Here is a 24,803-nt window from a genome sequence, read left to right on the forward strand (position 1 = left end):
CTCCCGCGGATCGCAGGCCTTTTGAAGCACGCGGCTTCCAACCGCGTCATTGCGAGCGCCGCGAAGCAATCCAGACTGTCGCCGCGGAGGGATTCTGGATTGCTTCGCTGCGCTCGCAATGACGGAGCAAGGGGCACCGGCATCGATCTTCTGGCTGCATTCGAACTTGGAGATGCGTCTTCTCGTTCTCTGGATGGACACTATCCGCGGTCCTGGCTCGGCATTTCGTCGCACCGCTTTCCACCATTGTCGGCATTGCTGCCCACACGACGATGCAACATGATGGTTCCGCCGGTGACGACTGTTGTTGTGGCAGGTGGAGGTCATCCGATGGACGAAAACGACATCCGCGGGCTCATCGCGGAGGTGAAGCAGGGCACGCTGTCGCGGCGCTCCTTCATACGGACGTTGGCCGCAACGGGGATCGCGGCGCCAATTGCGAGCCAGATCCTGCTCTGGAACGACGTGGCGATGGCTAATGCCACACTGGCCTACAAGCCGACGAAAGCCGGCGGTGGCGGTCCGCTCAGGATGCTGGTCTGGCAGGCGCCCACCTTGCTCAATCCGCATTTCGCGCTGGGCACCAAGGACCAGGTCGCCTCACGCATCTTCTTCGAGCCGCTCGCCGGCTGGGACAAGGAGGGCAATCTCATCCCCTGTCTCGCCGCCGAGATCCCGACCAAGGCGAATGGCGGGCTCTCGGCTGACGGCACCAGCGTGATCTGGAAGCTCAAGCAGGGCGTGAGATGGCATGACGGCAAGCCCTTCACCGCCGACGACGTCGTCTTCACCTGGACCTATGCCGCCGATCTGGCGACGGCCGCCTACACCACCGGCTCATACAAGGACATCGTTGTCGAGAAGATCGACGACCACACCATCAAGGTGATCTTCAAGGCGCCAACCCCGTTCTGGGCCGATCCCTTCGTCGGCTCGGTGGGCCAGATCCTGCCGAAGCATCATTTCGGCGACTATGCCGGTGCGAAATCGCGCGACGCGCCGGGCAATCTGAAGCCGGTCGGCACTGGTCCCTACAAATTCGTCGAGTTCAAGCCGGGCGATCTGCTCCGGTCCGAACGCAATCCTGATTATCACGTCAAGAACCAGCCCTATTTCGACACGTTCGAAATCAAGGGCGGCGGAGATGCAGTCTCTGCCGCGCGCGCCGTGCTACAGACCGGCGAATACGATTACGCCTGGAATCTGCTGGTGGAGGACGAGATCCTCAAGCGCATGGAGACCGGTGGCAAAGGCAAGGTCGAGTACACCACCGCCGGCGGCATCGAGTTCGTCATCCTCAACACCACTGACCCCTGGACCGAGGTTGACGGCGAACGATCCAGCACCAGGACGAAGCACCCGACGCTGTCCGATCCGGCCGTGCGCCGGGCACTCAACCTGCTGATTGACCGCGAAGGAATCCAGAAGTTCATCTACGGCCGCGCCGCCGTCGCAACGGCGAGCTTCGTCAACCAGCCGCCGCAGTTCAAATCGGGCAAGCTGAAATACGAATTCAACATCGAGAAGGCGAACAAGATCCTCGACGAGGCCGGCTGGAAGATCGGCGCCGACGGCATCCGCGCGAAGGACGGCAAGCAGCTGAAATACGTCTTCCAGACCTCGATCAACGCGCCGCGCCAGAAGGCGCAGGCCATCATCAAGCAGGCCTGCCAGAAGGCCGGGATCGAGATCGAGCTCAAATCGATCACGGCGTCGGTGTTCTTCTCCTCGGATGTCGGCAATCCGGACACCTACTCGAAATTCTACTGCGACATGGAAATGTACAATGCGACGCAGCCCCAGCCTGATCCGGAGCGGTTCCTGAACCAGTGCGTCTCCTGGGAAATCGCGAGCAAGGACAACAAATGGCTCGGCCGCAACGTCTCGCGCTGGTCCGACCCGGAGGCCGACAAGGCCTACAAGGCCGCGCAGAACGAGCTCGATCCAGTCAAGCGCGCCGCGCTGCTGATCAAGGTCGACGAGATTTTCTGCGAGGCCAACATCTTCCTGCCGCTGCTCTCACGCTACATCGTCGGCGGCGCCGTCAATGGCCTGATGACTGATATCTCGGGGTGGGACGTCACGACGTGGAATATTGCGAGCTGGTATCGGAGCACATAGGTTAGTCGAGCGTAACGAAACCCATCGAGACACGATGGATTTCGCAAGTGCTCTGCCCTCGTGATCCGGACCTGACGTTTTCAGCTGGTCCGAGAGCTCGGCCGGCACCAACATCTAACCAATTGAAAAAACTGAACTGTCGCTTCAGCCCAGCACCGACGCCTGTTCTCTCCTTTAGGTTGCGATGTCACCCGCAGCAGACCTCTGTTGCATGCCGGCGTGCGCGAATGGACTGCGAAGTCTCGTCGGCCGTCCGTTGACGAGATTGAGGCAAATGATACGATTTAACGGTGTCCGGCCTGCGTCGATCGAACCGGGTACCGGAATGACGGCGTGAGGGGCCAGCCTTATCGTGCCAAGCGTTGCACGTGCGTCCTGCCCTTCATGCGTCCCGCACGCGGAAACTAAAGCACCGACAACGGCGCGAGTTGCCGCATCGGGGCAGTCTTGTGGAGGATGAGGTGGGGGACCGGGCGAGCCTGTTACGGTTCGGACCTGAACCCGGCGACGGCACGGTCTACGGATATGAATCTCTCGTCGTTTATGGGCACCGGCTGGGCCCACGCTCCGCAGGTTCTCTGCGACGAAGACGGGATTCTGCTGTGCCGCACCTCCCGCGAACGCATTGACGGTGAACGGCAGGTCGTGCTGGCCGTCGTTCCGGCCGCGGAACATCCAAGCCCGCAAAGCCTCGACCGGCTGGCTCACGAATTTGCGCTGAAGGACGAACTGGATGGTGCCTGGGCGGCGAAGCCGCTCGAGCTGCTGCAGGATCACGGCCGCACCATTCTCATCCTCGAGGATCGCGGCGGCGAGCCGCTGACCTGGCTGACCGACGCGCCCATGGAGACGGGGAGCTTCCTGCGTCTCGCGATCCAGATCGCCGCCGCGCTGGGCAAGGTCCATCAACAGGGCCTGGTGCACAAGGATATCAAACCGGCAAATATCCTGGTGAGCCGCAACAATGGCGGCGTGCATCTCACCGGCTTCGGATTCGCAACACGCCGCCCCCGCGAACGGCTGTCCGCGGCAGCGCACGAGCAGATCGCCGGTACGTTCGCTTACATCTCTCCCGAGCAGACGGGACGCATGAACCGCTCGATCGACTCGCGGAGTGATCTCTACTCGCTCGGCGTCACGCTCTACCAGATGGTCACCGGCTCGCTGCCATTCGCCGCTGATGATCCGATGGAATGGGTGCATTGTCATGTCGCAAGGGAGCCCGATGCGCCGGCCAAGCGATGCAGCAACGTGCCCGGCACGGTGTCCAGGCTGATCATGAAGCTGCTCTCCAAGATGGCGGAGGAGCGCTACCAGACCGCCGGCGGCGCCGAGCGGGATCTGCAACGCTGCCTCGCAGAATGGGAGCTTCGGCGTTCCATCGACGACTTCCCGCTGGGCCAGCACGACACGCCGGACCGACTTCTCGTACCCGAGAAGCTGTACGGAAGGACATCCGAGTGCGAGACGTTGTTTGCCTCGTTCGAACGCATCGCCAAGAGCGGCGCGCCGGAGCTTGCGCTGATCGCCGGATATTCCGGCATCGGCAAGTCATCCGTCGTCAACGAGCTGCATAAGGTGCTGGTGCCGTCGCACGGCCTGTTTGCGTCAGGCAAATTCGACCAGCACAAACGCGACATCCCCTACGCCACGCTCGCCAAGGCATTCCAGGGCCTCGTCCGTCCTCTTCTCGGCAAACGCGACGCCGAGCTGAGCGAGTGGCGCCAGGCCCTGCTCGGCGCGCTTGGTCCGAACGGACAGCTCGTCGTGGATCTGGTTCCGGAGCTGAAGGCCGTCATCGGCGAGCAGCCGCCTGTCACCGAGCTGCCGCTCCAGCACGCGCAAAGCCGCTTTCACCGCGTGATCGAACAGTTCATCGGCGTGTTTGCGCGGGCCGAACATCCCCTGGTGCTGTTCCTCGATGATTTGCAATGGCTTGATATGGCGACGTTCGAGCTGCTCGAGGACATCCTGACGCGGTCAGAGCTGAAGCACCTGATGCTGATCGGTGCTTACCGGGACAACGAGGTGGATTCCGCTCATCCCGTCATGCGCATGCGCGAGGCCATCAAGGCGCGCGGACGAGGGCTGGTGGAGATCAAGCTCGCGCCGCTCGGTCGCAGGCACCTCGGCCAGTTGCTGGCGGACACGCTCCGTTGCGAGCCGAGTCACGCTGCGCCGCTGATCCAGCTCGTGCACGAGAAGACCGCAGGCAATCCGTTCTTCGCCATCCAGTTCATGTTCTCGCTGGTCGACGAAGGCCTGCTTGCGTTCGACCATGATGCCGTGCGCTGGGCCTGGGACCTCGAGCGGATTCACGCCAAGCGATACACCGACAACGTCATCGACCTCATGCTGGGGAAGCTCACCCGGCTGCCCCTGGCGACACGCACGGCTCTGCAGCAGATGGCCTGCCTCGGAAATGTCGCCGAGGTGGCAGTGCTTTCGATCGTGCTCGACGCCTCCGATGATCAGGTCAACGCCGATCTGTGGCCCGCCGTTCGCCAGGAATTCGTCGAGCCGCAAGCTGGCGCCTATCGCTTCGTCCACGACCGGTTTCAGGAGGCGGCCTATGCACTGATTCCGGAGCAAGGACGGGCCGCGGCGCATCTGCGCATCGGCCGCTTGTTCGCAGCGAGAGCCGCGCCTGAAACGATCGAGGAAGACGTCTTCGAGATCGTCAGCCAGCTCAACCGCGGCGCAGCCTTGATCACGGCACCGGAGGAGCGCGTCAGGCTGGCGGAGCTCAATCTGCTCGCCGGTCGCCGCGCCAAGGCCGCAACGGCCTTCGCCATGGCGCACGCTCACTTCGCGGCAGGCGAAGCCATGCTGCCCGAGGATCGCTGGGAGCAACATTACACGCTCAGCTTCGCGCTGGCGCTGCAGCGCGCCGAATGCGAATTCCTCACAGGCGACCACGCGACGGCGAACACGCGCCTCGCCGAATTGGCGGAACGAGCGGCCACCCTGCCCGATCTCGCGGCGGTCACCCGGCTGCGGATGGAGCCAAGCGATCGCAACGTCGAGACCGCGCTCGACTATCTGCGACGCGTCGGCATCGACTGGTCCGAGCATCCAACGCCGGATGAAGTCCAGCGAGAATATCAGCGGATGTGGCAGGCGATCGGCGACCGCCCGATCGAGGCCCTGCTCGATCTGCCGCAGATGACTGATCCGGTCGCGCGCGGAACGATGGATGTCCTTACGGTGCTGGTTTCGCCGGCCTGGTACATCGATGAGAGCTTGCGACGCCTGATCATCGGACGCATGGCCAATCTCAGCTTGCAATACGGCAACTCCGATGCCTCGTGCCTCGCCTACATCGTGCTCGCCACCGTGCTCGGTCCCGACTTTGGCGACTACGCTGCCGGCTATCGCTTTGCCCGGCTCGGCCTCGATCTGGTCGAGACGCACGGACTGGACCGGTTCAAGGCCCGCGTCTATCTCGGCTTCGGCAGCTGGACGCGAGATGTGAGGACAGGACGCCCGTGGCTGAAGCGCGCCTTCGACGCTGCGCAGCAAGTCGGCGACGTGAACTATGCGAGCTTCACCCGCCATCATCACCTGACGCACCTTCTCGCTTGCGGCGATCCGCTTGCCGAAGTGCAGCTGGAGGCCGAAGCGGGGTTCGATTACGCACGCCGGGCGCACGTCGATCTTGCTGCGGATCGAATTATTGGGCAGTTGCAGCTCATCCGGTCGCTGCGCGGCCTCACCGCGAAATTCGGCAGCTTCGATGACGCCGGCTTCAACGAGACGCAGTTTGAACGTCGTCTCGAGACCGAGCCATACCTGGAGCAGGCCGGATTCTGGTACTGGACCCGCAAGCTGCAGGCACGCGTGCTTGCCAACGATCCCGCCGCCGTCGCCGCCGCAGCAAAGGCCGACAAGCTCTTGTGGACCTCGAAAGCCCTGTTCGATCGGGTTGACTTTCACTTCTATGCGGCCTTGGCCGAGGCCGCGTGTTGCGAAGTCGCCATCCCAGCCGAACGAGCCCGGCATCACGACGCTCTGACCCGCCACCACCGCGAGCTTCAGCAATTGGACGAGATCAGCCCGGAAGACTTCGCCGACCGGGCCGCCCTCATCTCGGCTGAAATCGCCCGCATCGAAGGTCGCGAGGTCGATGCGATGCGATACTACGACCGGGCGATCGCCGAGGCGCATGCAAACGGCTTTCCTCACAATGAAGCCATCGCAAACGAGCTCGCCGGACGATTCTACACGACGCGCGGCTTCGACAAGATCGCCAATGCCTATCTGCGCGATGCCCACTACGGATTTATCCGCTGGGGAGCCGAGCCAAAGGTCAGGCAGCTCGAACACCTCTATCCGCGCCTCCACGTCGCCGAAGATACCAGCTCCGGCAGCCGGCCGACCATCCAGCAGATGGACGTTACCACCGTGGTGAAGGCGTCTCAGGCCGTCTCAAGTGAAATCGAGCTGCCGAAGCTGATCGAGACACTGATGAAGATCGTTCTGCAGAACGCTGGTGCCGACCGCGGCCTGCTGGTCCTGTCGCGGCACGACGACTTCCTTATCGAGGCGGAGGGCCAATCCAGGGGCGACGCGTTCACGGTCGCGATGCGTCAAACCTCGCTCTCGACACCGGATTGTCCGGAGGCCCTGCTGCGCTACGTCATTCGCGCGCAAAAGCCCCTCATCGTCGACGACGCAACGCGGCCCGATCCGCTCTACGGTGACGACTATGTGCGTCGCCGACACCCGAGATCCATGCTCTGCCTGCCGTTGCTGAAACAAGCCAAGCTGATCGGCTTGCTGTATCTGGAGAACACGTTGACGACGCACGCCTTCACGCCGGATCGGGTGGCGGTGCTGGACCTGTTGGCGGCACAGGCCGCGATCTCTCTGGAGAACACGCTGCTCTATCGCGATCTTCAGGAGCGCGAGGCGCGCATCCGCCGGCTCGTCGATTCCAATATTATCGGCATCCTGTTCTGGGAGGGCAGCGGCGACATCAGCTACGCCAACGACGCCTTCCTGAACATGACCGGATATTCCAGGCAGGACCTGGTCTCGAAGGCCATCCGCTGGAACGACATGACCCCGGCGGAATATCGCGACGAAGACACGCAGCGGGTCGAACAGCTCAGGACATCGGGGCAGACCGCCTCGCGGGAGAAGGAGTTCATCAGGAAAGACGGCAGCCGCGTTCCTGTCCTGATCGGGTCCGCCTCGCTGGCCGGGTCGTCCGATCAGTGCGTCTCGTTCGTGCTCGACCTCACCGCGCGAAAGCAGGCCGAGGAAAAATACCGCCTGCTCATGGAGCAGGCGCATGACGCAATCCTGGTGCTTGACCAAAGCGGCCTTGTGATCGAGGCAAACCGCACTGCCGGTGTGATGCTGGGACGGCCGCGGGAGCAGATCATCGGCCTGCCGTTCCGATCCATGCTCGTTGCTGCCGACCCAACCGAGGTCGCCAGATTGCTGGCGCGGGATTCGACGGGTCTGCTGCAGCTTCGCCTGGACGGCGCCGACGACAAGGGCCTCGATGTCGAAATGTCTGCCGCTCACGTCTCGACGGGTGGCCAGGAGCTGATCATCGTGATCGGACGCGACATCAGCCAGCGGCTGCGCCTCGAGCAGCAGTTGCGCCAGGCGCAGAAGATGGACGCCGTCGGCCAGCTCACCGGAGGCGTCGCTCATGACTTCAACAACATCCTGACGGTGATCACCGGAACCATCCAGATCCTGATCGACGATCTTGCGGATCGGCCCGACCTCCTCGCCATTGCACATATGATCGACGACGCCGCCACCCGCGGCGCCGATCTGACGATGCAGCTCCTCGCCTTCGCGCGCAGGCAGCCGCTGCAACCCCGCAACGTCGAGGTCAACAATCTCATTGTCGATACCGCAAAGCTGCTGCGGCCAACGCTGGGCGAGCACATCGAGGTCGGCTCGACGCTGCAGACCGATTGCTGGCATGCGCTGATCGACCCGGGCCAGCTCTCGACCGCCCTGATCAACCTCGCCGTCAATGCCCGCGACGCGATGGCGGGCGGAGGCAAGATCTCGTTCGGCACCGCGAATGTGAGCTTTGGCCCCGACAATCCAGGACCGGACAATGCGCTCGGCGACTTCGTCCTGGTGACGGTGAGCGACACCGGCTCGGGTATTCCGCTGACAATCCGGGACAAGATCTTCGAACCGTTCTTCACGACCAAGGAGCTTGGCAAGGGAACAGGCCTCGGCTTGAGCATGGTGTATGGCTTCATCAAGCAGTCCGGCGGACATATTCGAATCGACAGCGAAGAAGGATCAGGGACGACCTTCAGCCTGTACCTGCCGCGCTCGACCCAGGCCGCAGCCTCCACACGCGTAGTGACGAAGGGCGAGCTGCAGCGCGGCAGGGAAACCATCCTCCTGGTCGAGGACGACGAACTGGTCCGCAACTATGTCGAAGCGCAGCTGAAGAGCTTCGGCTATCGCACGATCGCGGCCCCCAATGGTCCGGAGGCCCTCGCTCTCGTCGACCTGGGCACGGCGTTCGATCTGCTCTTTACCGATGTCGTCATGCCCGGCGGCATGAACGGCCGCCAACTTGCCGATGCCGTGCTCCAGCGGCGTCCCGGCGTGCCCGTGCTCTATATGTCGGGCTATCCGGAAGCCGCCATGATGCATGACGGTCGGCTCGACCCTGATATCACCCTGCTGAGCAAGCCGTACCGGCCGGCGGATCTGGCACATGCCATTCGCCAGGTCCTGGAGTCGCGCGGAGGTCCGGTCGTCGCGCAATAGGCAGTGTCCGCTCGCCAACCTCAGCCCGCCGACAGATGAACCACGTTCCATGACGCCGGCGCGAGCACCGCGCGCAACTGCGCGCCAACGATGCTCACGCCCTGCAACGGCTGAGGCTTCACCCGCGCCGGCGCGTCCCTGGTGTTCGTCGCCTGAAGATCGTCGTGACACAATTGAAAGGCATCAGCCACGGCGAGCCCGCCGAAATTCCGTGCATCGATGCTAACCTCGATCTCCTGGTTGAGGTCGCGGTTGAGCATGAACAGCGAAACAGTGCCGGCCTCTCCCGCGACGGCAGCCATCTTGAGGTACGGCACATTGGCGATCGGAAAGGTCAGCTCCAGAGGTCCCCGGGGATCATAGTAGGTGGTGTCGTAGGTGTCCGACTCGACCTGGATGCGTAGCACCTTGCCACGGCCGAAGCGGCTCATGTGCGCGAACGGGAAGAAGATGGTCTGGCGCCACGCGGCTCCGCCGGTCTCGGTCATGATCGGCGCGATGGCATTGACGAGCTGCGCCAGGCAGGCCGCTTTCACCCGATCGGCATGGTTGAGCAGCGAGATGCAGGCGCCGCCGAAAACCAGCGCGTCCTCCATCGTGTAGATCTCCTCGAGAATCGGCGGCGCTACGGGCCAGCCCTCCTTGACCCGATCGGCCCGATTGCGGCGGGTTCGATACCAGACGTTCCATTCGTCGAAATTCAACATCAGGCGCTTGTCGGATCGACGTCGCGCCGCCGCGGCATCCGCCAATGCGACGACCTCGTCGATGAAGCGGTCCATCAGGTCGGGGCTGGCGAGAAAGGCTGCGCTGTCTCGCCGATAGTTGTTGAGATACGTATGCAGCGAAACGTAGTCGACATGATCGAAGGTTTGATCGAGCACCGTGTCTTCCCAGGTGCCGAACGTCGGCATGCTGCGCCCGCAAGAGCCGCAGACCGCGAGTTCGATCTTCGGGTCCACCCACCGCATCATCTTGGCGGCTTCGAGCGCCACCGGCCCGTACGCGGCCGCGCTCTTGTGTCCAATCTGCCAAGGGCCGTCCATCTCGTTGCCGAGGCACCAGAACCTGACGCCGTGCGGCTTCTCCCAGCCGTGAGAGCGGCGCAGATCCGACCAGGCCGATCCGCCCGGGTGATTGCAGTATTCCACGAGGTTGGCCGCGGCCTCGCCGCCCCTCGTGCCGAGATTGACCGCCAGCATCGGCTCGACATCGGCAGCCTTGCACCAGTCCATGAATTCATTCGTGCCGAAGCTGTTGGGCTCGGTGCTGAACCATGCGAGGTCGAGCCGCACCGGCCGCTTCTCCGCTGGGCCGACCCCGTCTTCCCAATTGTAGCCGGAGACGAAATTGCCGCCGGGATATCGGATGATCGTCGGGCCAAGCTCCTTCACCAGCGCGAGCACGTCGCCGCGAAATCCCTTGTCGTCTGCTGTCGGATGGCCCGGCTCGTAGATGCCGCCATAGACGCACCGTCCGAGATGTTCGACGAAGGCCCCGAACAAGCGAGGATCGGTGTGGGCGATGGCAAAATCCCGATCCATCAGAACTCTAGCTTTTCTCATACCCTGCCTTCGAATGTCCTGGATCAAATGACTTGGGTCGTACCGGAGGCATTTGCGCCGCCGCCGGCAATTTGAGGCAACAGAGCGGCTTCGCGCAACTGGCGAGTACAGGGATGCCGCGGCGCCCTCAGCACCGCTCGCGCATCACCGCTTTCGACGACGCTGCCCTTATGCATGATCATGATACGATCGCTGATGTAGTAGGCGGTCGCCAGATCGTGCGTGACATAGATGATCGATATCCCCAGTTCGTCCCGTAACGTCTTGAACAGATTGACGATGGACATGCGCAAGGACGCGTCGATCATGGAGACCGGCTCATCCGCCACGATCAATTTCGGCTCGGCCAGCAGCGCACGGGCAATCGCGACGCGTTGCAGCTGTCCTCCCGACAACTCATGCGGGTATCTGCCGCTCACCTCCTCAAGCGACAAGCCCACCTTGTGCAGCGCCGCATCGACGGCCGTCGCAGCCGTGCTCTCCCCTGCCGCGGCCGCAAATCGACGTCGCGTCATAAGCAGATACCGCTCAACCCGCTTCAAGGGATTGAAGGATTCAAACGGATTCTGGAAGATCGGCTGCACCTTGTGCATGAACGCGAGGCGGCCGGCACTGCTGCTGATGGCCGCAAGGTCGGTGCCGTCGAGCAGCAATCTGCCGCTGGTCGGCGTCACCATGTTCAGGATCATCCGGGCAAGCGTCGTCTTGCCGCTGCCGGATTCGCCGATGATCGCCAGGATCTCCGGCCGCCCGGCGGCAAGCTGCAAGCTCACCTTGTCCACCGCAACGATCTTCTCCCGCGAGAACAGCCTTCCGCGGACGAAGGTCTTGCTGACCTCCATGACGTCGAGCAGCAGATCGTTCATGACCTGTCGTCCCCGTTGACGGCGAAGCATGCCACGCGATGCCCGGCGGTCGCTTCGCGCATGACAGGAACCTCGCGGCTGCAAATCTCGCGTGCGAGCGGGCATCGCGGATGGAAGCGACAACCCGACGGGGGATCGGCCAGATTTGGCGGCGCGCCGCCAAGCCCCGCGCGCGGCGCGTCCTCGCCGATGCGCGGAAGGCTCGAGATGAGGTTCTGGGTGTAGGGATGCAACGGGTTGCGGAAGATTTCCGCCGTCGCGGCCTCCTCGACGAGGCGCCCGGCATACATGATGGCGAGACGGTCGGTGATATGCGCATGCACGCCCATGTCATGCGTGACGAACAGCACCGAGGAGCTGGTCTCGCGCTGAATGCCGCGGATCATGCCCAGCACCTCCTTCTGCACCACCACGTCGAGCGCGGTGGTCGGCTCGTCGGCAATGATAAATCCGGGACGGCAGATCGTCGCCAGCGCAAGCGCGGCGCGTTGCCGCATCCCGCCCGAGAGCTCGTGGGGAAAGGCTGAAAGCACCGACGGATCGAGTCTCACGCGCGCCAGATGGGCGACCACCTGCTGCTCGAACTGCTTTCGGCTGCCGCCGATATGCGGATAGGCGAAATCGATAAACGAGGATCGGATGCGACGCACCGGGTTCAGCACGTTCATCGAACCCTGCATGATGTAGGATAGATGCCGCCAGCGAATCCGCTCCAATTCCACCGGCGGCGCACGGTGCAATCCGCCATAGCCGGGCAGGAAGGCAAACTCCATGCTGCCGCCGACGATCTCGAGCGGGGGCTTGATCGCGCCGGCGATACTCTTGATCAGCGTGGTCTTGCCCGAGCTCGATTCCCCGGCGAGACCGTAGATCTCGCCGCGACGCACGGCGAAGCTGACACCGTCAACCGCACGGATGGCACGCCTGACGCCGGCGTGGCTGGTCCGGTAATAGGCCTGCAGGTCGCGAACGACGAGAAGCGGCTGCACATCCTGCTCCCCGTGCGGCTGCTCGACGCTCGCGTGCATCACAAAGCCTCTCCCACGTTCCAGAGCCGGCTTCTCGGATCGATATGGGCGTTGACCGAGACCGCGAGCAGGAACAGCCCTATGAACGCCATGATCACCGCGATGGTCGGAAACGCGATCCACCACCAGATGCCCGCAACCATCGCCGTGTGCTGGTTGGCCCAATAGATCATGCCGCCGATCGTCGGGATGTTGATGTCGGTGAAGCCGAGCACCGCAAGCGTCACCTCGAGCCCGATCGACCACACCATGTTGTTCATGGTCGTGGAGAACAGGATCGGCAGGACATAGGGCAGATGTTCCTCGGTCAGGATCTGCCGCGTGCTCATTCCGGAGAACATGCTGGTCTGGGTGAACTCGCGCTGCCGCAGGCTCATCACCACCGAGCGGATCAGCCGCGCATCATAGGCCCAGCCGAAACAGGCCATGATCAGCGCCAGCATCAGCCAGGAGATGCGGTCGCGCATCACGAAATAGAACAGCACCAGGATCGGCAGCAGCGGGATGACGATGAAGGTGTCGTTCACGGACATCAGGGCGCGATCGATCCAGCCGCCCTTGTAGCCGCTGACGAGCCCGACCGCGAGCGCAACCAGGCGGCTGACCAGGGCCACCGTACCGCCAAACAGCAACGTGTTCCTGATGGCGAAGCTCAACTGCCAGAACACGTCCTGGCCGCGCGACGTGGTGCCGAACCAATATGTCAACGACGGTGGCAGGTCCGGCGGCACCACATAGACGCTGTCGGGCGGATAGGGCGAAAAGTTCGCCAGCACCGACAGCAGCAGGACGACGGCAACCAGCACGAGCCCGATGCGGAATTCGGCCCTGTAGCGCAGCAGGTCGCGGAGAAAGACGACCATCAGCTGACCTTCACCCGGGGATCGAGCAGCGGATACAGCAGATCGATCGCGAGCACGCCGACCGATACGCCGAGGATCGAGATGGTGGTGACGCCGAGGACCAGGCCGTAATCACCGGCATAGACGGCATCGACCAGCAACGAGCCGAGCCCGGGATAGCCGAACACCTTTTCGGTGATCACGGCGCCGTTGAAGATTCCGCCGAGCGACATCGCAAGGCCCGTGACCTGCGGCACCAGCGCGTTGCGCATCACGTAGGATGTCAGGATGCGCCAGGACTTCACGCCGGCAAGCTCGGCGTAGACGACGTAGTCCTCGGCGAGGACATTGGCGACCAGCGAACGCATGCCGAGGAACCAGCTGCCCACGCCGATCAGGATCAGCGACAGCGCCGGCAGGATCGCGTGCTGCAGCACGCTCCAGACGAATTCGGGTGTCAGGGTCTGCGGCAGATTCATCGTCGCCCCGCCACTGATCGGAAGCACCGGCCAGATGAAACCGAACAGGATCAGCAGCAGCATGGCCAGGATGTAATAGGGGATCGGATGAAGGCCCATGGCGATCACCCCCATCAGCTTCAGCCCGCGGCTCTGCCGGTAATAGCCGGCAAGTCCTCCGAGCAGATTGCCAAGCACCCAGGCGATGAGGATTGAAACCGTGAGCAGGCCCGCCGTCCAGGGCAGCGCGCGTCCGATCAGGGTGCCGACCGGGGTCGGAAATGCCGACAGCGACGGACCGAAATCGGCGCTCAGGATCCGCTTCCAGAACGCCAGATATTGCTGAACGGGCGTGCCGCCGAGACCATAGAGCTCTCGCAACGACTTGCGCATCTGTTCGATCGCATCGGGCGCGGTGTTGCCGAAGGAGGTCACCGCCGAGATCGATTGCTCGACGGGATCGATCGGCGAGGCATGCGTCACGACATAGGCGATGTTGATGCCGATGAAGACGACGAGCACGAACTGCGCGAGCCGGCGGCCGACATAGCCGGCGTACCCGCTCATGGCAGCACCCGGGACGCTCGGCAAGGTCGCTCTGGCAGATGCGGTCGCCTTAATGTCATCGCGACCTAACTTGCCGGCTTCAGCCGCACGAACATGTAACGCGAATTGCCCCAGTTCGGCACGGGATTGGTGTAGGGATTTTCCGATGTCGGAAAGCCGGTCCAGTAGGTCTGGTCCATCGCGGTGAACACGTTGTAGGCCATCAGCGGAATGGTCGGCATCTCCTTCACCGCGAGCTTGACGTAGTCCTTGCCGAGCTCGATCGACCTCTGATCGTCAAAGCCGACGGTGCGGATCTCCTCGATGATCTTGTCGAGCGCGGGATTGGACCAGCGCTGCCAGTTGCGCAGCGGCTGCGGCTTGCCCGGCTCGGCGACGAATTGCGAATGCCAGCTGTCGAGGAAATAGGACAGGTCCTGGTGGCCGCCCCAGGTCTCGACGCTCCAGCCGATGAAGCTGTCGAAATCGCCGGCGGCACGCCGCGTCGGCAGCGTGCCTTGCGCGACGTCGATCTTGGCATCGATGCCCGCCTGCTTCCACAGCTGCACGATCATCGTTCCGGCGCGCGTCATCACCGGACGCAGATCGCCTTCGACCATGATTCGGACGCTGAAGGGTTTTCCGTCCGGCGTGACCCAGGCGCCGCCGCGCTTGCTGAAGCCTGCCTTCTCCAGCAGCTCCTGCGCCGCGACCGGATCGGTCTTCCACCAGCCCCGGCCGAACGCCTTGGCGATCTCCGCCGGATCGGTCGGAATCTGCTCGCCCATGGACGGCCGCAGCATGTCGGCGATCTGCTTGCCGATGGTCGGGTCGTACGGCTTGATCTTGCGCTTGCCGGTGTCGATCTCGAAGCTCTTGAGCCAGTCTTCCATCGGCGCGTGATAGGTGGCCGGATGGGTTCCGGTCGGCGGCACGCCGATCGCCGATATGGTGGCAGCGCCGCGATAGGCCGCCATGGCCACGGCCTTGATGTCGATCAACAGCGCCAGCGCCCAGCGCACGTCCGGATTTTTGAAGTTCTCGTTCTGGGTGTTGAAGATGACGGCGGGAAGCGTCGGATCGGGATGGCCGTAAGGGAATCCCTTGAACCAGGCCCGCGTCGTCTTGCTCTGCTTGGCGAGGGCGAACATGCCTTCCGGCGCGATGTCGTGGATGACGTCGAGCTCATGGTTGAGCTGCGCGATCACCCGCTTGTCGGGCGGCCCGGGATCGACATAAGCGAGATATTTCGGACCCGGCTTGCCGAAGCGCGCCAGCGTGGTGCGTTGCCAGTCATCGCGAAGCTGCCAGATGTACCATTTGCCGTCGGGATCGTAGCTATGCAGCACATAGGCGCCGAGCGAGACCGGCTTGTTGAAGTCGAATTTGACGGGATCCTCGACCTTGTCGAAGACGTGCTTGGGCAGGATCCACACCGCGCCCCAGCGCACCGTGAAGTTGGCGTGGAAGCGTGAATTGGGCTTTTTGAGCTTGAACACGACGGTGTGGGCATCCGGCGCCTCGACCGAGGCGACGTTGCTCGTCAACACTGCGCTGAAGCGCATCGCCGGATTTTTGATCTGGGTCGTCACGGTTGCGACGACATCGTCGGCGGTGAATTCGACGCCGTCGCTCCAGAAGATGCCGCTGCGCAGCTTAACCGTCATTTCGGTGAAGTCGGCATTGTATTGCGGCTTGTCGGCGGCCAGCGAATTGTCCCAGACGCCGTCGAGACCGCTCTCGGGATCGATGTACCAGAGCGTATCAAGCGCGGCCTGCTGCAGCCCGTTGGACTGCGAGTTGGCGTTGATCACCCAGATGTTGAACCAGCCGGCGTTCTTGACGGTGCCTTCCGGGTTTTCCAGGATCAGCAGATCCTTCCTCGGAATGTTTTGCGGAATTCCCTGCGCATGACCAGGTTCCACTGATGCGAACTGCAGCGATCCCAGCACACAAGCGGCCAGCAGCAATGGACTGATGCAGCGCATGATGTCCTCGCGGCGAATTTCGTCCCGATGCCCGTTTTGAGCGATGCTAAAGGCGTCGGAGTCCGGGGACAACAGGAATCTTGGACGGCAGCGCAACCGCAGACGCGCGCTTATGTTCTCGCGGCGCATATTCGCCCGAGCCTTGCTCATCGTTCCGCCCTCGTAGAGCCGAGAGGGCGCAGGGAAGACCGGGTGCCGACCTCGCACCCGCGGTCCGCTGCGCGAAGATGTAGCGCAGGAAGAACCGCACAGCAGCATACAGGTGTGGCCAAACACTCGGCCTTCCCTGCGCAGTGGTTTGACGGCTTATGCCGCGCTCTCCCGGGAGCCGAATTCCTTCTGGCCTCCCTCGCCCCGCGGATTGACGATGCGCTTCACCCGGTTGGGCTCCCCACACCTCCGCGAAAGCTTGACCGTAGCGACGACGGCCAGGACCACACGGTTTTGCCGTACGCTGGGGTTCGCGCGTTCGCCGCATGATCGTCCGGCCTTGTCGACGTTGCCGGAAGCATGCAGGCGAGACGAACCTGACAGCGCCGTTCGTCTGCGCGAAGGTCTCGGGCTCACAGGGACTACCCGCCCTGCCCGCTCCTCTCGCGCCCAACGCTGCCCGCGTCCACCGCAAGCCCGGCTCGCAATCAAGACGACTCGAGACCGCCCCTCAAGGATGAGCCGGGATGGCGCGATATATACGATATTTCCGAATTTCGGTAAAGTGGAATATTTTTGTAAGGAGGGGTTGACGGAGGTGGTGGGGTGTTTTGCCCGACGACCTGAAGAGGTGGTTGGCGTTCGGCTGCGCTCGAACACGAAATCGCGATAGCCCGCCTGCTCGACGACGGCGTTCTGAAGGAGCCTGACGGCCTTTGGTATCGAAATGACTACCCCGGGATGCGCGCAGGGTAGATGATATCGCGCAATGGTTGAGCCACGGTGCACGGCCTGTTCAAACGGAGGCTGTTGCTGTCATGTCGAATATCTATCCGTTGGTCATAATGGCATTGGGCCGGACTCGCTGCGGCCGAGCCAGCGCTGGGTCGGGAACGGCTGCAATTGCCAGCGTCGAGCTGCCGCGCCCCACACGCCGTTGGGCATGAACAGCATGATCAGGATGGCGAGCGTGCCGAGCACGACCAGATAGAGACTGCCATACTGGGCGAGATAGGTGACGAGTCCCCACAGCAGGAGCACGCCGACCATCGGACCTTCGATGGTGCGCACCCCGCCGATCACGACGATGAAGATGACATAGGCGGTCCAGTCGGTGACGCTGAAGGCCGCATCAGGCGAAATACGCGCCTTCTGCAAATAAACCACGGCGCCGACCATGCCGGTGGCGAACGCGACTGCGATCCACAGCACGTGGCGAGTCCGCGCGGTGCGGACGCCGACGCTGCGCGCCGCCGCTGCGTTGTCACGGCTTGCGGCCAGCGCAAGGCCGTGGTGCGAGCGCATGAAGGCGTAGATGCCGAGCGTGACCAGCACGGCGAGCAGCAGCGCCAGCCAATAAACCAGCACGTCGCGCGCGGCCGCCGGGCGCAGGCCAAGCAGCGCCTGCACCGTCTTCAGCCCGACCATCCGCGACAGTTCGCCCGGCGAGATCGACATCCCGGTGCCGCCGCCGAGCGACTTGAACTGGGCGCAGATCAGCCGCAGCGCTTCGGCGGCGACCCAGCTGCCGATCGCGAAATATGGCCCTTCCAGCCGGAACAGCAGCGGCCCAAGCACCGCCGCGACCAGCGCCGCGAACAGTCCGGCCAGCGGGATCGCCGCAACCGGATCGAGCCCGGCCATCACGATGCCGGCAAACAGCGCATAGGCGCCGAGCCCGACAAACGCCTGCTGCCCGACCGATACCAGCCCGCCCCACCCGGCCAGCACGTTCCAGAGCTGTGCCAAGGTCAGCATGGTGAAGACGAAGATCAGATCCTGGATCAGGTTGCGCGAGGCGATCGCGGGCAGCGCGGCCAGCGCCACGATCAACGCGATGCCGGCGACGGCCGCGACATGCGACAGCCGTGTGCCGACCCGAACCTGCCACACCGGCGCGTCCACCGGGCGCTGCTCGCGGCTTGCCGGGATATGGATGCTTTCGACGCTCATGGCCGCCTCGCCGGGAACAGGCCTCGCGGCCGCACCATCAGCACGACAAGGAAGGCGAGATGGCCAGCCAAGATCTGCCATTCCGGATTGATCCGCCCTCCGATCGCCTGAGCCAGCCCGAGCACGATGCCGCCCGCCAGCGTCCCCCACAGGCTGCCGAGCCCGCCGATGATCACCGCCTCGAATGCGTAGAGCAGCCGCGCCGGCCCGATCGACGGATCGAAGCTGGCGCGAATACCAAGCACAACAGCGGCGATCACCGACACAGCGAGCGACAGTCCGACCGCGATGGCGTAGACATTGCGCTCGTTGACGCCCATCAACTGCGCGATCGCGGGATTATCCGCAGTGGCGCGGAAGGCGCGGCCGAGCGAGGTGCGATAGAAGATGAGCTGGAGCAGCGCGACGGCGGCAACCGCCGTCACCAGCGCGGTCAGCGGCGCCAGCCCGACGCTCAGGCCGGGGGCGAGCGCCACCGACGAGGATTCGAAGGCGCCTGCCTGCAGCCGGCGGCTGTCGGCGCCGTAGCCAAGCAGCAGTCCGTTCTGAATCACGATCGACAGGCCGAAGGTGACGAGCAGCGGCGGCAGGATGTCGTCGCCGAGCACCCGCTCCAGCACCAGCCGCTGCAGCACGAAGCCGAGCACGAACATCGTGATGACGACCAGCAGGGATGCGGCCGCAAGCGGCAGACCGAGCGCGGTGGTGGCGCTGAGCACCAGATAGGCGGCAAGCAGGATCAGATCGCCATGCGCCAGATTGACCAGGCGCATGATGCCGAAGATCAGCGACAGGCCGAGCGCGAACAGCGCATAGACGCCGCCGAGCAGCACGCCTTCGATGATGGTGTCGAACCCGCTCATCGCTCCCTCATGCTCCGAAATAGGCCGCGCGGATGGTGTCCTGATCGACATCCCCCGGCCGTCCGCTCAGCGTCACCCGTCCCTCCTGCAAACAGTAGAAGCGATCCGAAGCCCGTAATGCGCGGGCGATGTCCTGCTCGACCAGCACGACGGCGGTACCGCCGGAGCGGATCTGCGGCAGCATGCGGTAGATGTCCTCCACCACGATGGGCGCGAGGCCGAGGCTGATCTCGTCGCACAGCAGGACCTGTGGGTTGGACATCAGCGCGCGGCCGATCGCCACCATCTGCTGCTGCCCGCCCGACAGCGCGGTGACGGCGCCGCGCCGCCGCTCCTTCAGCACCGGGAACATGCGGTAGACCGCGGCGAGATCCCACGGCGCGCTGCGTTCGCCGCCATAGGCGCCGATCAGGAGATTCTCCTCGACGCTGAGCGAGGGAAACAATTGCCTGCCCTCCGGCACCAGGGCGAGGCCGAGCCGGACGATGCTCGCGGCGGACGCATCGCCGATCGCCCGTCCCTCGAAGCGGATCGCATCGGGACGGTTCTTCACCAGCCCCGCCAGCGATTTCAGCATGGTCGACTTGCCGGCGCCGTTGGCGCCGATCACTGCGACCGCCTCGCCCTGGTTCAGTTCGAAGTCGATGCCGAACAGCGCCTGGAAGTCGCCGTAGAACGCATCGAGCGCCGTGACATTGAGCAGCGCGGTCATGCCGGCACGCCCATATAGATGGTCTGCACCTCGCGCGAGCGCATCACCTCGACTGGTGCGCCCTGGGCGACGACCTTGCCAAAGTTCAAGACGACCAGCCGCTGCACCACCGCGAGCAGCGCATGCACCACGTGCTCGATCCAGATGATGCCGATGCCTTCGGCATGGATGGTGCGGATGGTCTCGACCAGTTCGCGGCATTCGGCATCGGTGAGGCCGCCCGCGATCTCGTCGAGCAACAGCGTGCGCGGCCGGGTGGCGAGCGCCCGCGCCAGTTCGAGCCGCTTGCGATCGAGCAGCGGCAGGCTGCCCGCGAGCCGATTGGCCTTGGCTTCGAGGCCGGTCAGATCGAGCATGCGGCCGCAATGCTGGATCGCATCCGCCTCCGACAGGCCGCCGCCGAACAGCGCGGCGACCGCAAGGTTCTCGAACACCGAGAGATGGTCGAACGGCTGCGGGATCTGGAACGAGCCCGATGCCGGCGCGACAGCGCGCCTCGGGCGAGAGACCCGTGATGTCGACGCCATCGAGAACGATGCGGCCGGCATCGGGCCGCAGCAGCCCGGTGATCAGGTTGAACAGGGTCGATTTGCCGGCGCCGTTCGGCCCGATCACGCCCAGCGCCTCGCCCGAGGACAGCGACAGGCCGATCGCGTCGGCAACGACGATGGCGCCGAACCGTTTCGAGATGGCATGGAGTTCGAGCATGGTTCGCCCACATCTGGTTTCGGCGGAGAGGAGATGCGCAGCGACGCCACGCATCCTCTTCCTTCGATGAAGCAGCTGGCTTGCGCTAACTCAGCGCCTGCATGTCGCCGCCGAGCGGAATCTGCGGCGCCAGCTTGTTGTCCGTGATCACCATGTTGTACTTGTCGTCGCTGAGCCGCCACTGGCCGCCGACCAGCGGCGTCTTGGCGATGTTCTTCGCGGCGAACGGCGGCACGGCGCTGGAGCCGAACTCGATCTGGCCGACGATCGTATCGAGCCTGGTGGCGCCGATCGCCTTCGCGAACGCCGCGCCATCCGCTGGGTCGCCGGAGCGCTTGATGGCGTCGATTGCGACCTCGAACAGCGAATGCACGAAGCCGATCGGCTGGGTCCATTGCTTGCCGGAGGCCTGCTCATATCCCTTGGCGAGATCGGCAGCGCTGACGCCGCTGAGGCTCGATTTGTAGGGATGCGTCGGCGTCCACCACACCTCGGTCGAGATGTTGTTGCCGCCCTTGCCGAGCGCCTGCACCGACGCCGGGAACAGCAGCGCCTTGGCGACCGACACGACTTTCGGCTTCAGCCCCTTCTGTCGTGCCTGGTTCCAGAACGTGGTGAAATCGGGCGGGATGATCACGCCGGTGACGATCTCGGCATCGGCACCACGAAACGCGGCGATCTGTGAGCTGAAATCGTCGGTGAGGTTCTGGAAGCGGCCGGGATCGGTGAGCTTGAAACCCTGCTTGGCCAGCACGGGCGGGAAGCCGATGGTGGTGTCGCCCCAGGCGTTGCCGTCGGCATCGTTGGGGAATAGCGCGCCCACCGACTTGTTGGTCGCGACCTGGCTCCACATGCTGGTGAAGACGCCGATCACGTCCTCCAGCCCCCAGAAATAGTGGAAGGTGTATTCGAACGGCTTCCAGCTCTTGGGATCGCCCGGATTGGCCTGCCGGCCGATGAAGTTGGTCTGCCACGGCGCCACGCTCGAGATGCACGGCACCTGCTCGAGCTCGCACTGCGTCGCCACCGGATTGTTGGTTTCGGGCGTGGCGCCGACCACGATCAGCCCGACATTGTCACGGGTGATTAGCTCTTTTGCCACTTCAGCGGCTCGGTTCGGATTCGACTGGCTGTCCTTGGTCACCACCTCGGCCGCATAGGTCTGTGATCCGACCTTGACGCCATCCTTGATGAACTTTCTGAACTCGCCGAGCACGAAATCGTCGGCTTCGGCAAAGGCCGCCAGCGGACCGCTCTTCGGCGAGACATAGCCGATCTTGATCGGCTTGTTGGCCGCCCGCACCGCCGGCGCGAACAAAGTCGTCGTGCCTGCGGCTGTGAGCCCACCGGCGATGCCCTGCAGCACACGGCGGCGATCGAAAGACTTTATATTCAACAGGTCGTTGGTCATTTTCCCCTCCCTTGAGGCAAGCCGGTCTTCAAGCCGGCTGCCGTTCATTCCGTTCTGGAACATTATCCGCGCAGCGTCGCATCATGCGGCGGCGACGGACTTCTCCTGCGCCTTGGCGCTACGGCCGAGGATCTGGCCGAACACGTCGAGCAGCACGTCTGGGGCATTCACGGCCGCCTCTCTGGCGCGCCAGGCGACATACATGTCGGGACGCACCAGCACGCAGCCGTCCTCGTCGACTTCGCTCTGGCGATACCAGTCGGCATAAATGTCGAGCGCATCGCAGCCTTGCGGGCCGATGGTGACGACATCGACCGGCAGGCCGTAGGCCTTCTCGATCGCGGCAGCCGCCGCCTTCCAGCCATCGCCCCCGATCCCGGTGAGCAGCGTGAAACGGCCCTTGCCGACAAGATCGAGCGTCGATTTGCGCTGGCCCCGATGCTCGACCCAGACGTGCGGCAAGTGCGCCCCGGGCCAGGTGGTGGCCTGATAATAAAGTTCGTGATCGCGACTGAAGGCCGGCATCGGCGTGCCGTCGGACACCACGGCGGTCGAGCCATAGCGCTGGTTCATCTCGACGCCGTGGCAGTTGAACTCGTAGCTCTTGTTGGCGATGGCCTCATAGAGCTTCTTGCGGCGCGCCTTGCCCTCGGCGGTCGGCGCCTTGCGCGCGGCGATCGCCTTGCGCGCCTCAATCGGGTCGGTCGAGGCGACAAGTCCCACCGCCTCGAAGATCGGCGGGAAGTCGCCGATGCTCTTGTTGGCGCGGGTCACGATCTGCTTGCCGACCGGCTGGCGCTCGGCCGAATAGGTCTCGAGCAGCGACGGCGAAGCATGGCCCTCGAGCACCAGCTTCAGCTTCCAGCACAAATTATAGGAGTCCTGGATCGAGGTATTGGAGCCGAGGCCGTTGGTCGGCGGATGGCGGTGCACGGCATCGCCGACACAGAACACGCGGCCGGACGCGTAGTGGCCGGCATACATCTCGTTCACGGTCCAGGTCGAGGTCGAGCGAACCTTGACCTCCAGCGTCTCATCACCGACGAGATTGCGCACGATCGAGATCGCCTCGTCATTGCTGAGCTTGCGCTCGCCCTGCTCGATGTCGTAGCCCCAGATGATCAGCCATTCATTCCAGGGCCGCACCATGCGGATCAGGCCGGCGCCGATGCCGCCGATCTCAGCGCCAGGCTGCAGCACCCAATAGAGTACACTCGGCCTGTGCGCGACGTATTTGCTCAAGTCCGCCTGCACGATGATGTTCATGCTGCCGGCGCGGCCCATCTGACCCTGCATCGGCAGCCCGATCACCTCGGCAACCCGGCTGCGGCCGCCATCGGCGCCGATCAGATACTTCGCGCGGATCTGGTAGGTCTCGCCGGATAGCCGATCCTTTACCGTTGCCGTGACGCCGTCGGCATCCTGCACCAGGTCGACGAACTCGGTGTTGAAGCACAGCGAAGTGCCGCGCTGGCCGGCGGCCTCGATCAGGATCGGTTCGAGCAAATTCTGCGGCAGGTCGCAGATCCGGGTCGGACTGGCGAGATCGTAATCCGCCTTGCGGGAGGGATGATTGCCCCAGGAATAGAGCCGGCCGAACTCCTCGCCGGCGAGGCTTTCGCAGAACACGTTATTGGCCATCAGATGCTGCGGCACCGCCTGCGCCACCGCCTTGTCCTCGAGGCCGAGATCGCGCAGCACCTCCATCGCCCGCTGGTTGGTGATGTGGGCGCGCGGCGTGTCAGCCAGCCAACCATATTTCGTCACCAAGATGTGCCTGACGCCGTACATGCCGAGCAGCGCCGCCGCCGTCGCGCCGGCCGGGCCGCTGCCGACGACAAGCACGTCGGTCTCGATCGGTTTGCTGGTCATCATTCTCTCCTTCGTCGTGTTGTTGGTTGCAATCGTCATTCCGCGGCCATCATCGGCCGGGGCACCAGCCCTGCGCCGGGCTTCATCTGGAAGTCGTAAGTCATCAGGTGCCACGGGCCGGAGACCCGCTCGCCGTTCGGCAGCGCGGCTTCGTTGCGCGGCTCGACGCGCGCGATGAGCTCGTCCTTGACGCCGAACACCACGTCGCTTCGCAGATATTGGTCGCCATCGAGGAAGACGTGGGTGATCAGCGGCTCGTAGCCTTCGGCCTTGACCAGGAAGTGCACATGCGCGGGGCGCATCGGATGCCGCTGCGTGGCGGTGATGAGAGCGCCGACCGGGCCGTCGGTCGGGATCGGATAACTGCACGGCAAGATCGTGCGGAACGAGAAGCGGCCGTCGGCATCGGTGACGAAGCGCGCGCGCAGCGACGGACCGTGGCTCGCGTAATCGGCCTTCTGCGAATCGTAGAAGCCATCGTCATCGGCATGCCAGACGTCAATCTCGGCGCCGGCGAGCGGCTTGCCGGCGAGGTCGGTGACGCGGCTCTGCACGAACATCACTTCACCGTCGATACCCTCGGAGATATTGCCACCGTGCGGCGTAACGCGGTGCTCGCCGACATAGAACGGGCCGAGCACCGTGGTCTCGGTCGCGCCCTCGCGCTCGCGGTGATTGACGGCGTCGACCAGCATCGAGACGCCGAGCACGTCGGAGAGCAGGATGAACTCCTGGCGCAGCGGCGTGCAGGTCTGGCCGGTGCGGGTCAGGAACTCGATCGCCTGATTCCATTCCTCGAAGGTGAGTTCGGTGCGGCGCACCAGATCGTGCAGCGATTTCACCGTCTCCTCGATGAGGAACTTCAGCCGCTTGTTCGGCGTGTTGGCGAAGCTGCTGATCACCTCGTCAGTGAGGTTATGCTCGTTGAAATTGGCCATGGTGTTGTCCTTGGATCCCT

The 24,803-nt window shown here is 64.0% G+C and carries 15 protein-coding genes and 1 pseudogene; 2 read left to right on the top strand and 14 right to left on the bottom strand.

Features of this window, described 5'->3' with window-relative positions; genetic code table 11:
* The first annotated feature begins 330 nt into the window (after positions 1 to 330).
* Positions 331 to 2,121 carry a peptide ABC transporter substrate-binding protein gene (locus HYH07_RS24385; protein ID WP_220004886.1) on the top strand — a complete coding sequence of 597 codons (1,791 nt, stop codon included), beginning with the start codon at positions 331 to 333 and terminating at the stop codon, positions 2,119 to 2,121.
* A gap of 525 nt (positions 2,122 to 2,646) precedes the next feature.
* Positions 2,647 to 8,883, top strand: coding sequence for an AAA family ATPase (locus HYH07_RS24390; RefSeq protein WP_220004887.1), 6,237 nt, complete (start codon positions 2,647 to 2,649; stop codon positions 8,881 to 8,883).
* Positions 8,884 to 8,903: 20 nt separating this feature from the next.
* Here the strand turns inward: HYH07_RS24390 and HYH07_RS24395 are convergent, their stop codons facing one another.
* The 14 genes and pseudogenes from HYH07_RS24395 to HYH07_RS24450 form a co-directional block, all read right to left on the bottom strand.
* Positions 8,904 to 10,448 (bottom strand): alpha-N-arabinofuranosidase, encoded by a 1,545-nt coding sequence (locus HYH07_RS24395; RefSeq protein ID WP_220004888.1) that lies wholly within the window; start codon positions 10,446 to 10,448, stop codon positions 8,904 to 8,906.
* 23 nt (positions 10,449 to 10,471) lie between these two features.
* Positions 10,472 to 11,314 (bottom strand): ABC transporter ATP-binding protein, encoded by an 843-nt coding sequence (locus tag HYH07_RS24400; RefSeq protein ID WP_220004889.1) that lies wholly within the window; start codon positions 11,312 to 11,314, stop codon positions 10,472 to 10,474.
* Entirely contained in the window at positions 11,311 to 12,303 is a 993-nt protein-coding gene (locus HYH07_RS24405) for an ABC transporter ATP-binding protein (protein ID WP_220004930.1), read from the bottom strand. The genes HYH07_RS24400 and HYH07_RS24405 overlap by 4 nt, the downstream gene beginning before the upstream one ends.
* 38 nt (positions 12,304 to 12,341) lie before the next feature.
* A complete protein-coding gene (locus HYH07_RS24410; protein ID WP_220004890.1) occupies positions 12,342 to 13,205 on the bottom strand; it encodes an ABC transporter permease in 864 nt (287 codons plus the stop codon).
* Positions 13,205 to 14,209, bottom strand: a complete 1,005-nt coding sequence (locus HYH07_RS24415; protein WP_220004891.1) for an ABC transporter permease — start codon at positions 14,207 to 14,209, stop codon at positions 13,205 to 13,207. The genes HYH07_RS24410 and HYH07_RS24415 overlap by 1 nt, the downstream gene beginning before the upstream one ends.
* 65 nt (positions 14,210 to 14,274) lie before the next feature.
* On the bottom strand, positions 14,275 to 16,176 hold the full coding sequence (locus HYH07_RS24420; RefSeq protein WP_220004892.1) for an ABC transporter substrate-binding protein: 1,902 nt from the start codon (positions 16,174 to 16,176) through the stop codon (positions 14,275 to 14,277).
* Positions 16,177 to 17,166: 990 nt separating this feature from the next.
* The gene (locus HYH07_RS24425; RefSeq protein WP_220004893.1) at positions 17,167 to 18,279 is read right to left on the bottom strand and encodes a branched-chain amino acid ABC transporter permease; all 1,113 of its coding nucleotides are present in this window, start codon (positions 18,277 to 18,279) and stop codon (positions 17,167 to 17,169) included.
* Positions 18,276 to 19,142 (bottom strand): branched-chain amino acid ABC transporter permease, encoded by an 867-nt coding sequence (locus HYH07_RS24430; RefSeq protein ID WP_220004894.1) that lies wholly within the window; start codon positions 19,140 to 19,142, stop codon positions 18,276 to 18,278. The genes HYH07_RS24425 and HYH07_RS24430 overlap by 4 nt, the downstream gene beginning before the upstream one ends.
* A gap of 7 nt (positions 19,143 to 19,149) precedes the next feature.
* Complete coding sequence (locus HYH07_RS36395) at positions 19,150 to 19,854, bottom strand: ABC transporter ATP-binding protein (RefSeq protein ID WP_228749752.1); 705 nt, start codon at positions 19,852 to 19,854, stop codon at positions 19,150 to 19,152.
* Entirely contained in the window at positions 19,851 to 20,381 is a 531-nt protein-coding gene (locus tag HYH07_RS36530; RefSeq protein WP_409363910.1) for an ABC transporter ATP-binding protein, read from the bottom strand. The genes HYH07_RS36395 and HYH07_RS36530 overlap by 4 nt, the downstream gene beginning before the upstream one ends.
* Positions 20,266 to 20,616 (bottom strand): annotated as a pseudogene (locus tag HYH07_RS36830) (ATP-binding cassette domain-containing protein); the annotation flags it as partial. The pseudogene HYH07_RS36830 and the gene HYH07_RS36530, both read right to left, overlap by 116 nt.
* Before the next feature lie 31 nt (positions 20,617 to 20,647).
* Positions 20,648 to 21,973 carry an ABC transporter substrate-binding protein gene (locus HYH07_RS24440; protein ID WP_220004896.1) on the bottom strand — a complete coding sequence of 442 codons (1,326 nt, stop codon included), beginning with the start codon at positions 21,971 to 21,973 and terminating at the stop codon, positions 20,648 to 20,650.
* A gap of 81 nt (positions 21,974 to 22,054) precedes the next feature.
* Complete coding sequence (locus HYH07_RS24445) at positions 22,055 to 23,845, bottom strand: FAD-dependent monooxygenase (RefSeq protein WP_220004897.1); 1,791 nt, start codon at positions 23,843 to 23,845, stop codon at positions 22,055 to 22,057.
* Positions 23,846 to 23,880: 35 nt separating this feature from the next.
* Positions 23,881 to 24,783 (bottom strand): intradiol ring-cleavage dioxygenase, encoded by a 903-nt coding sequence (locus HYH07_RS24450; protein WP_220004898.1) that lies wholly within the window; start codon positions 24,781 to 24,783, stop codon positions 23,881 to 23,883.
* Between the last annotated feature and the right edge of the window lie 20 nt (positions 24,784 to 24,803).

Origin of the sequence: Bradyrhizobium sp. BR 10261 (assembly GCF_019455395.1) — a bacterium.
In the GTDB taxonomy this organism is placed as follows: Bacteria; Pseudomonadota; Alphaproteobacteria; order Rhizobiales; family Xanthobacteraceae; genus Bradyrhizobium; species Bradyrhizobium manausense.

Coding starts and splice junctions, on each gene's coding strand:
- HYH07_RS24445 (WP_220004897.1), bottom strand. CDS start 23,845: ATGACCAGCAAACCGATCGAGACCGACGTGCTTGTCGTCGGCAGCGGC.
- HYH07_RS36395 (WP_228749752.1), bottom strand. CDS start 19,854: ATGACCGCGCTGCTCAATGTCACGGCGCTCGATGCGTTCTACGGCGAC.
- HYH07_RS24425 (WP_220004893.1), bottom strand. CDS start 18,279: ATGAGCGTCGAAAGCATCCATATCCCGGCAAGCCGCGAGCAGCGCCCG.
- HYH07_RS24410 (WP_220004890.1), bottom strand. CDS start 13,205: ATGGTCGTCTTTCTCCGCGACCTGCTGCGCTACAGGGCCGAATTCCGC.
- HYH07_RS24400 (WP_220004889.1), bottom strand. CDS start 11,314: ATGAACGATCTGCTGCTCGACGTCATGGAGGTCAGCAAGACCTTCGTC.
- HYH07_RS24430 (WP_220004894.1), bottom strand. CDS start 19,142: ATGAGCGGGTTCGACACCATCATCGAAGGCGTGCTGCTCGGCGGCGTC.
- HYH07_RS24415 (WP_220004891.1), bottom strand. CDS start 14,209: ATGAGCGGGTACGCCGGCTATGTCGGCCGCCGGCTCGCGCAGTTCGTG.
- HYH07_RS24420 (WP_220004892.1), bottom strand. CDS start 16,176: ATGCGCTGCATCAGTCCATTGCTGCTGGCCGCTTGTGTGCTGGGATCG.
- HYH07_RS24440 (WP_220004896.1), bottom strand. CDS start 21,973: ATGACCAACGACCTGTTGAATATAAAGTCTTTCGATCGCCGCCGTGTG.
- HYH07_RS24450 (WP_220004898.1), bottom strand. CDS start 24,783: ATGGCCAATTTCAACGAGCATAACCTCACTGACGAGGTGATCAGCAGC.
- HYH07_RS24385 (WP_220004886.1), top strand. CDS start 331: ATGGACGAAAACGACATCCGCGGGCTCATCGCGGAGGTGAAGCAGGGC.
- HYH07_RS36530 (WP_409363910.1), bottom strand. CDS start 20,381: ATGGCGTCGACATCACGGGTCTCTCGCCCGAGGCGCGCTGTCGCGCCG.
- HYH07_RS24395 (WP_220004888.1), bottom strand. CDS start 10,448: ATGAGAAAAGCTAGAGTTCTGATGGATCGGGATTTTGCCATCGCCCAC.
- HYH07_RS24390 (WP_220004887.1), top strand. CDS start 2,647: ATGAATCTCTCGTCGTTTATGGGCACCGGCTGGGCCCACGCTCCGCAG.